The sequence below is a fragment of the Pseudomonas sp. UME65 genome, from assembly GCF_014170225.1.
Lineage (GTDB): Bacteria > Pseudomonadota > Gammaproteobacteria > Pseudomonadales > Pseudomonadaceae > Aquipseudomonas > Aquipseudomonas protegens.
In genome coordinates this window covers 496,144-510,605 of record NZ_LZZQ01000013.1, presented here as the reverse complement: position 1 = coordinate 510,605, position 14,462 = coordinate 496,144, and the positions used below count along the sequence as shown (strand labels likewise).

The window sequence follows — 14,462 nt, the reverse complement described above, 5'->3', positions numbered from 1 at the left end:
AAGATCGAAACTTCGTCAAGCGCGCAGGTGAAAAAAATCGCCGGCAAGCCGGCTCCTACAGATGGGTGTAAGAGCCAGCTTGCCGGCGAACAGGGTTCCGCGGTTGTGGATAACCTCAGTCCTTCTTGATCTTCTCCGGCCGTTTCCAGCCGTCGATGTTCTTCTGCCGGGCGCGGCCGACCGCCAGTTGAGCCGGGGCCACATCCTGGGTGATGGTGGAACCGGCAGCCGTGGTGGCGCCGGAGGAGATATCCACAGGTGCTACCAACGAGTTGTTGGAGCCGATGAACACGTCTTCGCCCATGATCGTCTTGTGCTTGTTCACCCCATCGTAGTTGCAGGTGATGGTGCCGGCGCCAATGTTGGTGCGCGCACCGATCACCGCGTCGCCCAGGTAGGTCAGGTGGCCGGCCTTGGCACCCTGGCCCAGGTGGGCATTCTTCAGTTCGACGAAGTTACCCACATGAGCCCCGGCCTCCAGCACGGTACCGGGACGCAGCCGGGCGAACGGACCGGCATCGCTGCCCTCGCCCATCACCGCGCCATCGAGGTGGCTGTTGGCCTTGATCACCGCGCCCTTGCGCAAGGTGCTGTCCTTGATCACGCAGTTGGGGCCGATGATCACGTCGTCCTCGATCACTACCCGGCCTTCGAGAATCACGTTGATGTCGATCAGCACATCACGGCCAACGGTGACTTCGCCACGCACATCAAAACGTGCCGGGTCGCGCAAGGTCACGCCCTGGGCCATCAACCGGCGGCCGGCACGCAACTGGTAGTGCCGCTCCAGCTCGGCCAGTTGCTTGCGGTCGTTGGCGCCCTGCACTTCCATGGCGTCGTGGGGCTGCTCGGTGGCGACGATCAGGCCGTCGCTGACCGCCATGGCGATCACGTCGGTGAGGTAGTACTCGCCCTGGGCGTTGTTGTTGGACAGCCGGCCGGTCCAGTCGCCCAGGCGCTTGCCGGGCACTGCGAGAATGCCGGTGTTGCCTTCGGTGATGGCGCGTGTGGCTTCGTCAGCATCCTTCTGCTCGACAATGGCGACGACTTTGCCGTCGGCATCACGAACGATGCGCCCGTAGCCGGTCGGGTCGTCCAGCTCGACGGTGAGCAGGCCCAGTTGCTCCGGCCCCACCTGCTTGAGCAGGCGCTGCAGGGTCTCGACTTCGATCAGCGGTACGTCGCCATAGAGGATCAGCACGGTGTCGGCGCTAATGAAGGGCACCGCCTGGGCCACCGCATGGCCGGTGCCCAGTTGCTTGTCCTGCAACACGAAATTCAGGTCGTCGGCGTCCAGCCGCTCGCGCACCACATCGGCACCGTGGCCGATCACCACATGGATACGCTGTGGGTCGAGTTGCCGGGCGCTGTGGATAACATGCCCGAGCATGGAGTTGCCGGCGACCGGGTGAAGAACCTTGGGCAACGCCGAACGCATGCGGGTGCCCTGGCCTGCGGCGAGGATAAAGATTTCGAGAGACATGACTGGCTACCAATCCTGGAAGGTCAGACTGCGACCAAGAGGGGGGTGAATTGCGGAAAATAAAAAGGGTAGCCGAGGCTACCCTTTTTAATCAATCACACAGAAAGCCTGCGACTTAGCCGCCGAACTTCTTGCGGATCTGCTGGACGGTACGCAGCTGAGCTGCGGCCTCGGCCAGACGTGCAGCAGCAGAACCGTAGTCGAAATCTGCGCCTTTTTCATTCAGGGCCTTCTCAGCAGCCTTGACGGCTTCCTGAGCGGAGGCTTCGTCCAGGTCGGCAGCACGTTGCACGGTGTCGGCAAGAACCTTGACCATGTTCGGCTGAACCTCGAGGAAACCACCGGAGATGTAGAACACCTCGGCTTCCCCGCCCTGCTTGATCAAGCGGATCGGACCTGGCTTCAGGTTGGTGATCAGCGGTGCGTGACCCAGAGCGATACCAAGATCACCCAGTTCACCGTGCGCAACCACCATCTCCACCAGACCGGAGAAGATTTCCCCTTCCGCGCTGACGATATCGCAATGGACTGTCATAGCCATCTGCTTGCCTCAACCTAAATTAGCGCCCGTTGCCGGGCGCCGGGATTACAGTTTCTTGGCTTTCTCGATCGCTTCGTCGATGCCGCCGACCATGTAGAACGCTTGTTCTGGCAGGTGGTCGTAGTCACCGTTGAGGATGCCTTTGAAGCCAGCGATGGTGTCTTTCAGGGAAACGTATTTGCCTGGAGAACCAGTGAAGACTTCAGCCACGAAGAACGGCTGCGACAAGAAGCGCTGGATCTTACGAGCGCGGGATACCAACTGCTTGTCGGTTTCCGACAGCTCGTCCATACCCAGGATCGCAATGATGTCCTTCAGCTCTTTGTAACGCTGCAGTACGTACTGAACGCCGCGAGCGGTTTCGTAGTGCTCGTTGCCGATCACGTTCGGGTCCAGCTGACGGGAAGTCGAGTCCAGTGGGTCTACCGCTGGGTAGATACCCAGGGAAGCGATGTCACGGGACAGAACGACGGTGGCGTCCAAGTGGGCGAAGGTGGTCGCTGGCGACGGGTCGGTCAAGTCGTCCGCAGGTACGTATACCGCTTGGATCGAGGTGATCGAGCCTTGCTTGGTCGAAGTGATACGTTCTTGCAGAACGCCCATCTCTTCAGCCAGGGTCGGCTGGTAGCCTACTGCGGAAGGCATACGGCCCAGCAGTGCGGATACTTCGGTACCGGCCAGGGTGTAACGGTAGATGTTGTCGACGAACAGCAGAACGTCGTTACCTTCGTCACGGAACTTCTCGGCCATGGTCAGGCCGGTCAGGGCTACGCGCAGACGGTTTCCCGGCGGCTCGTTCATCTGGCCGTAGACCAGTGCCACTTTGTCCAGAACGTTGGAGTCCTTCATCTCGTGGTAGAAGTCGTTACCCTCACGAGTACGCTCACCCACACCGGCGAACACGGAATAACCGCTGTGCTCGATGGCGATGTTACGGATCAGTTCCATCATGTTTACGGTCTTGCCTACACCGGCACCACCGAACAGACCGACTTTACCGCCCTTGGCGAACGGGCAAACCAGGTCAATTACCTTGATCCCGGTTTCCAGCAGGTCGTTGCCGCCTGCCTGTTCTGCGAAGGAAGGTGCTGGACGGTGGATGCCCCAACGCTCTTCTTCACCGATAGGACCGGCTTCGTCGATTGGGTTGCCCAGTACGTCCATGATCCGGCCCAGGGTCGCTTTACCGACCGGTACGGAGATGGCTGCGCCAGTGTTGTTGACGTCCAGACCGCGCTTCAAGCCTTCGGTGGAGCCCATCGCAATGGTACGCACCACGCCATCGCCCAGCTGCTGCTGAACTTCCAGAGTGGTTTCGGCGCCTTGAACCTTCAAGGCGTCGTAGATGCTCGGTACGCTGTCGCGTGGAAATTCCACGTCGATAACGGCGCCGATGATTTGAACGATACGTCCGCTACTCATAGCTGGATCCTCTGAATATTTGAACCGTTAAACCGCGGCAGCGCCGCCGACGATTTCCGAGATCTCTTGGGTGATCGCAGCCTGACGCGCCTTGTTGTAGATCAGCTGCAAATCGCTGATCAAATCACCGGCGTTGTCGGTAGCGTTCTTCATTGCGATCATCCGCGCCGCTTGTTCAGCTGCGTTGTTCTCGACCACCGCCTGGTAGACCTGCGACTCCACGTAACGGACCATCAAGCCGTCCAGCAGCTCCTTGGCATCCGGTTCGTAGAGGTAGTCCCAGTGGTGCTTGAGTTCTTGATCCGGGGTTGCCTCCAGTGGAATCAACTGCTCCACGGTCGGCTGCTGGGTCATGGTGTTGATGAACTTGTTGGATACCACGGACAGGCGGTCAATCCGGCCTTCCAGGTACGCATCCAGCATCACCTTGACGCTGCCGATCAGATCATTGATCGACGGCTCTTCACCCAGATGGCTGATAGCTGCAACGACGTTACCGCCGAAGTTGCGGAAGAAGGCCGCACCCTTGCTACCAACCACACACAGATCGATCTCGACGCCTTGTTCGCGGTTTACCGCCATGTCCTTGACCAGGGCCTTGAACAGGTTGGTGTTCAAGCCACCACACAGACCACGGTCACTGCTCACCACAACGTAACCGACGCGCTTGATAGCACGGTCGATCATGAACGGGTGACGATATTCCGGGTTGGCGTTGGCCAGATGACCAATAACCTGGCGGATGCGCTCCGCATAAGGACGGCTAGCAGCCATGCGCATTTGTGCCTTGCGCATTTTGCTGACCGCCACTTTTTCCATGGCGCTGGTAATTTTTTGCGTGCTTTTGATGCTCGCAATCTTACTGCGAATCTCTTTTGCGCCTGCCATGTAACACCTATCAGGTTAGCAAGCGGGAGCCTTGCGGCTCCCGCTGCGGCTTACCAGGTTTGGGTGGCTTTGAACTTCTCGATACCGGCTTTCAGGCCAGCGTCGATTTCGTCATTGAAGTCACCCTTCACGTTGATCTTCGCCATCAGGTCGGCGTGATCGCGGTTGAAGTAAGCAATCATGGCCTGTTCGAAGCTACCAACTTTGGCAATCTCGACGTCCGTCAGGAAGCCACGTTCAGCGGCATACAGGGACAAGGACATGTCGGCGATGGACATCGGCGCATATTGCTTCTGCTTCATCAGCTCGGTAACGCGCTGACCATGCTCAAGTTGCTTACGGGTCGCTTCGTCCAGGTCAGAAGCGAACTGGGCGAATGCCGCCAGTTCACGGTACTGAGCCAGAGCGGTACGGATACCACCGGACAGCTTCTTGATGATCTTGGTCTGAGCGGCACCACCCACACGGGATACCGAAACACCGGCGTTCACAGCCGGACGGATGCCGGAGTTGAACATGGCCGATTCCAGGAAGATCTGACCGTCGGTGATGGAAATCACGTTGGTCGGAACGAACGCGGAAACGTCGCCAGCCTGGGTTTCGATGATCGGCAGAGCGGTCAGGGAACCGGTCTTGCCAGTCACTGCGCCGTTGGTGAACTTCTCTACGTACTCTTCGGAAACGCGGGATGCGCGCTCCAGCAGACGGGAGTGGAGATAGAACACGTCGCCTGGGTAAGCTTCACGGCCTGGTGGACGGCGCAGCAGCAGGGAAATCTGGCGGTAAGCCACTGCTTGCTTGGACAGATCGTCATAAACGATCAGCGCGTCTTCACCGCGGTCGCGGAAGTATTCGCCCATGGTGCAACCGGAGTACGGAGCCAGGAATTGCAGTGCTGCAGATTCCGAAGCGCTCGCTGCAACGATGATGGTGTTAGCCAGTGCACCGTTTTCTTCCAGCTTGCGAACCACGTTGGCGATGGTCGATTGCTTCTGACCGATAGCCACGTAGACGCAGAAAATGCCGCTGTCTTTCTGGTTGATGATCGCGTCGATCGCCAGAGCGGTCTTACCGATCTGACGGTCACCGATGATCAGCTCACGCTGGCCACGGCCGACTGGGATCATGGCATCGACAGCCTTGTAGCCAGTCTGTACAGGCTGGTCTACCGACTTACGCCAGATCACGCCTGGAGCAACTTTCTCGACCGCGTCGGTCTCGGTGTTGTTCAGCGGACCTTTGCCGTCAACTGGGTTACCCAGTGCGTCGACTACGCGACCCAGCAGTTCCTTACCAACCGGAACCTCCAGGATGCGGCCAGTGCACTTGGCGCTCATGCCTTCAGCCAGACTGGTGTACGCGCCCAATACAACGGCACCTACGGAGTCTTGCTCCAGGTTGAGGGCCATACCGTAGACGCCGCCCGGAAACTCGATCATCTCGCCATACATAACGTCGGCCAGACCGTGAATCCGCACGATGCCGTCAGATACGCTGACGACAGTGCCTTCGTTACGGGCTTGGGAGGTCACATCGAGCTTTTCGATGCGGCCCTTGATAATTTCACTTATTTCGGAAGGATTGAGTTGCTGCATTGCTCTGCTGCCCCTTCAAACTCAAGATTTCAATGCTTCGGCAAGGTTCGCGAGTTTGCCGCGAATCGAGCCATCGATAACCAGGTCGCCGGCGCGGATTACGACGCCACCAATAAGGCTGGCATCCTCCGCAGCGTGCAGTCGCACTTCCCGGCCGAGCCGTGCACTGAGAACCTTGGCGAGTTTGTCTTGCTGTTCTTGGTTCAATGCGAACGCACTGGTCACATCCACATCCACCGATTTCTCTTGCTCGGCCTTGTACAGGTCGAACAGAGCGGAGATCTCCGGCAACAGCAGGAGACGGTCGTTTTCGGCGGCAACGTGAATGAAATTCTGTGCCTGTGCATCAAACTTGTCGCCACACACTTCGATAAAAGTGCTGGCCTTTTCTGCGCTCGTCAGTCGCGGGGCCTTAAGCACGCGCTGCATGGTGTCATCTTGTGACACCGCTGCAGCCAGGCCGAGCATGGCTGACCAAGAGGCCAGCTGCTGGTGGGCCTGAGCGTGCTCGAAGGCCGCCTTAGCGTAAGGTCGGGCCAACGTGGTCAGTTCTGCCATGATCGCCCTCGCTTAAATTTCAGCAGCCAGTTTGTTAACCAGCTCTGCGTGCGCGTTTTGATCGATTGTGGCACCCAGGATCTTCTCTGCGCCGTTGACTGCCAGGCTGCCCAGTTGGGCGCGCAGCGCGTCTTTGACGCCGTTCAGTTCCTGTTCGATCTCGGCCTGAGCCTGAGCCTTCACACGTTCAGCTTCGACACGAGCCTGTTCACGGGCTTCGTCGACGATCTGAGAACCGCGCTTCTTGGCTTGCTCAATGATTTCAGCTGCCTGAGCTTTAGCTTCGCGCAGTTGCTGACCCGCTTTATCTTGGGCCAGTTCCAGGTCACGAGCTGCTCGGCTGGCAGCGTCCAGTCCATCCGCGATCTTCTTTTGACGTTCGTGCAGAGCTGCAATGACCGGAGGCCAAATGAACTTCATGCAGAACAATACAAAAATTAAGAACGCAACGGACTGGCCAATCAGGGTTGCATTAATGTTCACGCCAACACCTCGCTCGTTCGTTGTCCGTCACACCAATCAACTCGAAGAATCGAGTGATTAGCCAGCGAGTTGACCAACGAAGGGGTTTGCGAAGGTGAAGAACAGAGCGATACCAACACCGATCATGGTTACGGCGTCGAGCAGACCGGCAACGATGAACATTTTAACTTGCAGCATTGGAACCATTTCTGGCTGACGCGCTGCGCCTTCCAGGAACTTGCCGCCCAGCAGGCCGAAACCAATTGCGGTACCCAGTGCGCCCAGGCCGATCAACAGTGCAACAGCGATAGCGGTTAGACCAACTACAGTTTCCATCTTTCCTCCCGACTTTTACGTCGTATGGTTTAGGTTTTTTAGATTAAAGCGGTAAAACAAATCGTTTCATTGACCCGAGACGGGCCCCCTCTCGCCGCAACGAGAGGGACATCAGACTAGTCGAGACTGGTCTTAATGGTTCTCTTCGTGCGCCATCGACAGGTAGACGATGGTCAGCATCATGAAGATAAAGGCCTGCAGGGTGATGATCAGGATGTGGAACACAGCCCACGCCCATTGCAGAACTACACCCATGCCGCTGAGCCACAGCAGGCCGCTGCCGAACATCACAGCGATCAGGATGAACACCAGTTCGCCGGCATACATGTTGCCGAACAGACGCAGTGCCAACGAGATCGGCTTGGCAACCAGGGTCACGAATTCAAGCAGGAAGTTCACCGGAATCAGCAGCGCCTGAACCAGGATGTTCTTGCTGCCGAACGGGTGCAGGGTCAGTTCGCCGATGAAGCCGCCGATGCCCTTGACCTTGATGCTGTAGAAAATGATCAGCGCAAACACCGACAGGGCCATGCCCAGGGTGGCGTTCGGGTCAGTGGTGGATACGGCACGGAACGGAATGTGCTGGTCGCCGGAGATCAACATGGCCAGTTGTGGAATCCAGTCCACCGGTACCAGGTCGATGGCGTTCATCAGGAACACCCAGACGAAAATGGTCAGTGCCAACGGTGCGATCACCGGGCTGCGGCCATGGAAACTGTCCTTCACGCTGCCATCGACGAAGCCAACCATGACTTCAACGAAGTTCTGCAAAGCGCCCGGCACGCCGGAAGTCGCCTTCTTGGCCGCCATGCGGAACAGAAGAATGAAGATCACACCCAGTGCGACAGACCAGCCGAGGGTATCGACGTGGAATGCCCAGAAGCCCATTTCCTTGGCTTCTGCTGCGGAGTGGGCAAAGCCCCAGCTCCCATTGGGTAGCTGACCGAAGGTCAGGTTCTGCAAGTGGTGCTGGATATAGCCCGAAGCGGTTGTTTCTGCTGACATGGTTGCCTCAAACGCCCTAAGGTCTCGAAAGTCTTGTTCTCATTAGCAGGGGAGCGAACCAGCTGACCAGTTGGGTCAGCACGAAGACGCCGAATACAGCCAGCGGCGCCAATGGCTTCACACCTGCAAACGTCAGTGCAAACAGCACCGCCGTCAAAATCAGTTTGCCCGCCTCACCGGCATAAAAAGACCGGACGATGGCTTGGGCCGCTCGGGCGCCGGAAAACCGAAATGCCCTGTGAGCGAAATACACATTGGGTAGCAAGGCTATCAGTCCTCCGCAAAGGCCTGAGTATCCGGCTACGACTCCACGCCATTGCCAGAGCGCCAGAGCGGCTATCAGTAAAATGATCAACTGAGCCAGTAAAACCGGAAAAACCGCCAAGCGATGAAACGGCAAGCGGTTTGGCGTGCGGGTTTCCATCGCTCTTGCTCCTCAAGGGTCGGCTGCCAGAATTCATTAACTTGGCATAATTTGTGCCGACAAAATGCGCGCAGAGTATAGGGGCGGTTCAGCCCCTATTCAACTGCCGGGTAGTGATTTCCGACTGCGCGCTACATAAGGAAATGTTTCAGCGGATGTGAGCGAGGACGCCTTGCAGCTCATCCAGGGAGTTGTAGCCGATCACCAGCTGACCTTTACCCTTCTTGCCGTGGCGGATCTGCACCGCAGAGCCCAGGCGCTCGGCCAGACGCTGCTCGAGACGGGCGATATCCGGGTCTGGCTTGACCGGTTCAGCAGGTTCCTGTTTGCCGCTCAGCCACTGGCGAACCAGGGCCTCGGTCTGGCGCACGGTGAGGCCTCGTGCGACAACGTGTCGCGCCCCTTCAACCTGTTGATTTTCCGGCAATCCGAGCAATGCACGGGCATGACCCATTTCCAGGTCGCCGTGGGACAGCATGGTCTTGATCACCTCAGGCAAGGCGATCAGGCGCAGCAGGTTGGCCACGCTGACGCGGGACTTGCCCACGGCTTCGGCGACCTGTTGCTGAGTCAGCTGGAATTCCTGCTGCAGGCGCTGCAGGGCCACCGCCTCCTCGATGGGATTGAGATCTTCACGCTGGATGTTCTCGATCAGTGCCATGGCGATGGCGGTTTCATCCGGCACATCGCGGACCATCGCCGGGATGGTTTCCTGGCCGGCCTGCTGGCTGGCGCGCCAGCGGCGCTCGCCGGCAATGATCTCGAAACGACCACCACCGATGGGCCGGACCACGATCGGCTGCATCACGCCCTGGCTCTTGATCGAATTCGCCAGTTCTTCCAGCGCTTGCGGGTCCATGTCCCGACGCGGCTGGTACTTGCCGCGCTGGATCAGGTCCAGGGGCAGGTGTTGCAGCTCACGCTGGTCGGCCTGCACCGCTTGTTCTTCCAGTGCGCTGACAGTCGGACCACTCAACAGTGCATCCAGTCCACGTCCGAGACCTCTTTTCTTGACGGCCATGGGGATTCCTTAAGTTGGCTGGGCGGCTGCGACGCGCGATTGTTTACGTTGCCGGCGAACCATCTCGCCCGCCAGGGCCAGGTAGGCCAGCGCGCCACGGGATTGTTTGTCGTACGCCAACGCCGGCATACCGTAGCTCGGCGCTTCGGCCAAACGGATGTTGCGCGGAATCACGGTGTCATACAGCTGATCGCCGAAGTGTTCCTTGAGCTGCGCGGAAACATCGTTCATCAGGCTCAGGCGCGGGTCGAACATGGTGCGCAGCAAGCCTTCGATCTTCAGCTCCGGGTTGAGCAGTTCGGCGATGCGCTTGATGTTATCCACAAGGTCGCTCAAACCTTCCAGCGCGTAGTACTCGCACTGCATGGGGATAATGACCCCATCGGCGGCGACCAGGGCGTTGAGGGTGAGCATCGACAGCGACGGCGGGCAGTCGATCAGGATGTAGTCGTAGTTTTCACGGATTGGCGCCAGGGCGCTGCGCAGACGGCTTTCCTTCATCTGCATTTCCAGCAGCACCACCTCCGCGGCCGTCAGGTCGCGGTTGGCCGGCAGCAACTGGTAACCGCCGTGCTCGGAGAAATGCATGGCCTGGGCCAGGTCGCACTCACCGATCAGCAGGTCATAGACCGAGTTTTCCAAACCGTGTTTATCCACACCGCTACCCATGGTGGCGTTGCCCTGTGGATCAAGATCGATCAACAGCACCCGGCGCTTGGTCGCTACCAGGGATGCTGCGAGGTTGATGCAGGTGGTGGTCTTGCCCACGCCACCTTTCTGGTTCGCTATCGCGAATACCTTAGCCATTCTTGCTTGTGTTCCCAATCATGCCGTGCGGCGCAGTATCAGCAGATGGCGTTGGCCTTGGCAACCGGGTACGGCCAAGGCGTGTTCGCTATCGAGGTGGAAGTCTGCCGGCAATGCTAACAGCTCATCCGAGGGATGGACGCCCTTCATTGCCAGCCAGCGTGTATCGCGGTCGCCCAGGTGGCGGGTCCAGCTGGTGAAGTTCTCCATGCTGCTGAACGCCCGGGAAATGATCCCGTTGAAAGGCTGCTCAGGGGTGAAGGCTTCGACCCGACTGTGGATAACTTGCAGGTTTTCGAGCTTGAGTTCGAGTTTGACCTGGGTCAGGAAGCGGGTTTTCTTGCCGTTGCTGTCCAGACAGGTGACTTGCGACTCGGGAAACAGGATCGCCAGCGGGATGCCGGGCATGCCGCCACCGCTGCCGACGTCCAGCCAGCGGCCGTTTTCGATGAACGACATCACGCTCAGGCTATCGAGCAGATGGCGGGAGACCATTTCATCGGGATCGCGCACCGCAGTGAGGTTGTAGGCCTTGTTCCACTTGATCAACAGGGCCAGGTAACCCAGCAGCAATTGGTGCTGGGTCGGGCTCAGTTCGACGCCGAGCTGGCGAGCACCTGTGGATAACTCATCCGCGTGTTGTGGGGTGACCATAGAACTCAAGCGCTTTGCTCCAACTGACGGCCCGCGCCGCGTTTTTTCAAGTGAATCATCAACAGGGAGATCGCTGCCGGGGTTACACCGGGAATCCGCGAGGCCTGGCCCAGGGTTTCCGGACGGGTCGCGCCGAGCTTGCTCTGGATTTCCTTCGACAGGCCGGAAATACCGCTGTAATCGATATCCACAGGCAATTTGGTGTCTTCACTGGCGCGCAGGCGAGCAATTTCGTCCTGCTGGCGATCGATGTAGCCGGCGTACTTGGTCTTGATCTCGACCTGTTCGGCGACCTGTGGATCTTCAGCGCCTTGCCCGGTCACTTCGACCAGACCAGCGTAGTCGATTTCCGGACGGCTCAGCAGGTTCAGCAGGTTGTATTCGTGGGTCAGCGGCGTGCCGAATTTTTGTGCAATGGCATCACCCTGCTCGGTACCCGGACGAACCCAGGTGGACTTCAAACGTTGTTCTTCCTGGACAATGCCTTCGCGTTTCTTGCAGAAAGCGGCCCAGCGCACGTCATCCACCAGCCCCAGTTCGCGACCTTTTTCGGTCAGACGCAGGTCGGCGTTGTCTTCACGCAGGATCAAGCGGTATTCCGCCCGGGACGTGAACATCCGGTACGGTTCCTGGGTGCCCAGGGTAATCAGGTCATCCACCAGTACCCCGATATAGGCCTCGTCGCGACGCGGGCACCAGCTGTCTTTGCCCTGAGCACGCAGTGCCGCGTTGGCCCCGGCCAGCAAACCTTGGGCACCGGCTTCTTCATAGCCGGTGGTGCCATTGATCTGGCCTGCGAAGAACAGGCCACCGATGACTTTGGTTTCCAGGCTGTACTTCAAGTCCCGCGGGTCGAAGTAGTCGTACTCGATGGCATAGCCCGGGCGCACGATATGGGCGTTTTCCATGCCGCGAATCGACTGCACGATCTGCAATTGCACGTCGAATGGCAGGGAGGTGGATATCCCGTTCGGGTACAGCTCGTGGGTGGTCAGGCCTTCGGGCTCGATGAAGACCTGGTGGCTTTCCTTGTCGGCAAAGCGATGGATCTTGTCTTCGATCGACGGGCAGTAACGCGGGCCAATACCTTCGATCACCCCGGAATACATCGGCGAACGGTCGAGGTTCGAAGCAATGATTTCGTGGGTGCGGGCGTTGGTGTGGGTAATCCAGCAACTGACTTGCGGTGGATGCTGCTCTTTCGACCCCAGGAACGACATCACGGGAATCGGGGTATCGCCGGGTTGCTCGGTCATTACCGAGAAATCCACAGAACGGCCATCAATACGCGGCGGTGTGCCGGTTTTCAGGCGGCCGACACGCAGAGGCAGTTCCCGAAGTCGTTGCGCCAGGGCAATCGAGGGCGGATCACCAGCACGACCGCCGGAGTAGTTCTGCATACCGATGTGGATAAGTCCGCCGAGGAAGGTACCGGTGGTCAACACCACGGATTCGGCGAAGAAACGCAGGCCCATCTGGGTCACAACACCACGGACCTGATCCTGTTCAACGATCAGGTCGTCAGCCGCCTGTTGAAATATCCACAGGTTGGGCTGGTTTTCGAGGATCTCGCGTACAGCTGCCTTATACAGAATGCGGTCGGCCTGGGCGCGGGTAGCGCGCACGGCAGGGCCTTTGCGGCTGTTCAACACGCGAAACTGGATGCCGCCCTTATCAGTAGCCATGGCCATCGCGCCGCCCAGGGCATCGATTTCCTTGACCAGGTGGCTCTTGCCAATGCCGCCGATCGCGGGATTGCAGCTCATGGCACCGAGGGTTTCCACGTTATGCGTCAGCAACAGGGTTTTTGCCCCCATGCGTGCTGATGCAAGTGCTGCCTCGGTACCGGCATGACCGCCGCCGATGACGATCACTTCAAAACGGGAAGGGAAATCCACCACGCACCTCGTGCCTGCTTCAAGTAGGAGTAATTAGGAGTAGTTGTCGGGTTGGTTTTTGGACCAAGGCGGCAAGTATAGGGACTTCGACCTTTCTAAAGAACCCTTTGCACAAAATTTAACCAGCTGTGGATGACTGGCGGACAATAGAAATTAAAAGAGAGAGATTTATTAAAACCTTGTTTTTATGTTTATTCTTATACAGCACCCTATCTGTGGATAGATTGCTGTATCCCTTTATTTACAATGTGTACAGAGATTTTAAAGTCTGTGGTTAGGTGGCAATGAGGCCCTTGGATAACCGGTTTAAGCCTGTGGATGAATGGGGTGGTTATCCACAGGGGTGGTTTTCCTCAGTTTTGGAGCCCGGTTATCAACTGAGCTGAAGGGCAGTTATTCACAGGGCTTAATCCACAGAAAAACCTGCTTTCCACTGATAGACGCCCACAGCTACCCCCTTCGCCCAGGGCAAAGAACGAAAATGGAAGCTGGATAACGCGAAAAGACAGGCCGCGAGCGCGACCTGCCGGTGGATAAATGACCGTTCAGGCCAGGTCGCGAGGCCACAAACGTGGAAACAGCTCATGTTCCAGAGCGGCGCCGGCGGCCAACTGTTCGACCAGGCCGGGGAATTCCGGTGAGGTTCGCCATGGTCTCGGGGCATGGCGCATGTCTTCTCCGAGAAAACGCAGGGAAAATGCCCGCCGTCGTCTATTTCCGCCTACACCGCCGGCCCCATGCAGGGTCAGCATGTGGAAAAACACTGCGTCGCCGGGCTGCAGTTCCCAGCCCAGAATGTTCCATGCTGGACGATCGGCCTCGATGTCCGGAAGATCAGCCAGGCTGCCCTCGGGGAACCACCTGGCCTGGTTGTCGAGAAAGGTTCGCGGCATCAGCCAGGGCCCCAGGTGCGAGCCGGCAATGAACTCCAGGGTCGATTCCCGGGCCACCGGGTCCACCGGCATCCACATGCTGCAGTTCTGACGGCCTTCGACGTTGTAGTACGGCTGGTCCTGGTGCCAGGGCGTGCGTTGCCGGGTATTGGGTTCCTTGACCAGCAGGTGGTCGTGATACAGGCGAGCCTGATCGCTGCCCATCAGTTGCGCAGCCACATGGCCAACCCGGCTCTGGAAGATGAACTGCCTATAGGCCGGGTTCTCTTGCCAGTTGCAGAAGTCCTCGAAGAACCAGCCAGGGTCGTCCGGACGGCTGGCGACCTTGGCCCGTTCGCTGGGAAACGTCAGGTTGTGCTCGATCCCCCGCTCCAGCAGGCCGACTTCATCGCTGCTGAACAGTTGGCGAATGCACACAGCGCCATCGCGCTGGAAGGCTTCAATGGTTGTAGGCGGCAACTCGAACGATCCCATG

At 58.5% G+C, this 14,462-nt stretch carries 15 protein-coding genes; all 15 read right to left on the bottom strand.

Features of this window, described 5'->3' with window-relative positions; translation table 11 throughout:
• Positions 1-115: 115 nt before the first annotated feature.
• Positions 116-1,483 carry a bifunctional UDP-N-acetylglucosamine diphosphorylase/glucosamine-1-phosphate N-acetyltransferase GlmU gene (glmU, locus tag A9971_RS17175; RefSeq protein WP_183001272.1) on the bottom strand — a complete coding sequence of 456 codons (1,368 nt, stop codon included), beginning with the start codon at positions 1,481-1,483 and terminating at the stop codon, positions 116-118.
• A 115-nt stretch (positions 1,484-1,598) separates the two neighbouring features.
• Complete coding sequence (locus A9971_RS17170) at positions 1,599-2,024, bottom strand: F0F1 ATP synthase subunit epsilon (protein ID WP_011064380.1); 426 nt, start codon at positions 2,022-2,024, stop codon at positions 1,599-1,601.
• Positions 2,025-2,069: 45 nt separating this feature from the next.
• Positions 2,070-3,446, bottom strand: a complete 1,377-nt coding sequence (gene atpD, locus A9971_RS17165; RefSeq protein ID WP_011064381.1) for a F0F1 ATP synthase subunit beta — start codon at positions 3,444-3,446, stop codon at positions 2,070-2,072.
• A 27-nt stretch (positions 3,447-3,473) separates the two neighbouring features.
• Positions 3,474-4,334 (bottom strand): F0F1 ATP synthase subunit gamma, encoded by an 861-nt coding sequence (gene atpG, locus A9971_RS17160; RefSeq protein ID WP_011064382.1) that lies wholly within the window; start codon positions 4,332-4,334, stop codon positions 3,474-3,476.
• 50 nt (positions 4,335-4,384) lie between these two features.
• Positions 4,385-5,929: a F0F1 ATP synthase subunit alpha gene (atpA, locus tag A9971_RS17155; protein ID WP_011064383.1), complete on the bottom strand. Its 1,545-nt coding sequence runs from the start codon at positions 5,927-5,929 to the stop codon at positions 4,385-4,387.
• Positions 5,930-5,950: 21 nt separating this feature from the next.
• Positions 5,951-6,487, bottom strand: a complete 537-nt coding sequence (locus A9971_RS17150) for a F0F1 ATP synthase subunit delta (RefSeq protein ID WP_011064384.1) — start codon at positions 6,485-6,487, stop codon at positions 5,951-5,953.
• A gap of 12 nt (positions 6,488-6,499) precedes the next feature.
• Positions 6,500-6,970, bottom strand: a complete 471-nt coding sequence (locus A9971_RS17145; protein WP_011064385.1) for a F0F1 ATP synthase subunit B — start codon at positions 6,968-6,970, stop codon at positions 6,500-6,502.
• A gap of 57 nt (positions 6,971-7,027) precedes the next feature.
• A complete protein-coding gene (gene atpE, locus A9971_RS17140; RefSeq protein WP_002555987.1) occupies positions 7,028-7,285 on the bottom strand; it encodes a F0F1 ATP synthase subunit C in 258 nt (85 codons plus the stop codon).
• A gap of 132 nt (positions 7,286-7,417) precedes the next feature.
• Complete coding sequence (gene atpB / locus A9971_RS17135; protein WP_011064386.1) at positions 7,418-8,290, bottom strand: F0F1 ATP synthase subunit A; 873 nt, start codon at positions 8,288-8,290, stop codon at positions 7,418-7,420.
• 16 nt (positions 8,291-8,306) lie between these two features.
• Positions 8,307-8,714 carry a F0F1 ATP synthase subunit I gene (locus A9971_RS17130; RefSeq protein ID WP_015637573.1) on the bottom strand — a complete coding sequence of 136 codons (408 nt, stop codon included), beginning with the start codon at positions 8,712-8,714 and terminating at the stop codon, positions 8,307-8,309.
• Positions 8,715-8,862: 148 nt separating this feature from the next.
• The gene (locus tag A9971_RS17125) at positions 8,863-9,735 is read right to left on the bottom strand and encodes a ParB/RepB/Spo0J family partition protein (RefSeq protein ID WP_011064387.1); all 873 of its coding nucleotides are present in this window, start codon (positions 9,733-9,735) and stop codon (positions 8,863-8,865) included.
• 9 nt (positions 9,736-9,744) lie between these two features.
• Positions 9,745-10,542 carry a ParA family protein gene (locus A9971_RS17120; RefSeq protein ID WP_011064388.1) on the bottom strand — a complete coding sequence of 266 codons (798 nt, stop codon included), beginning with the start codon at positions 10,540-10,542 and terminating at the stop codon, positions 9,745-9,747.
• 18 nt (positions 10,543-10,560) lie between these two features.
• Entirely contained in the window at positions 10,561-11,196 is a 636-nt protein-coding gene (gene rsmG / locus A9971_RS17115; protein WP_015637574.1) for a 16S rRNA (guanine(527)-N(7))-methyltransferase RsmG, read from the bottom strand.
• A 5-nt stretch (positions 11,197-11,201) separates the two neighbouring features.
• Positions 11,202-13,094: a tRNA uridine-5-carboxymethylaminomethyl(34) synthesis enzyme MnmG gene (mnmG, locus tag A9971_RS17110; protein WP_152685845.1), complete on the bottom strand. Its 1,893-nt coding sequence runs from the start codon at positions 13,092-13,094 to the stop codon at positions 11,202-11,204.
• 545 nt (positions 13,095-13,639) lie between these two features.
• On the bottom strand, positions 13,640-14,461 hold the full coding sequence (locus A9971_RS17105; RefSeq protein ID WP_183001273.1) for a phytanoyl-CoA dioxygenase family protein: 822 nt from the start codon (positions 14,459-14,461) through the stop codon (positions 13,640-13,642).
• Position 14,462 lies beyond the last annotated feature (1 nt).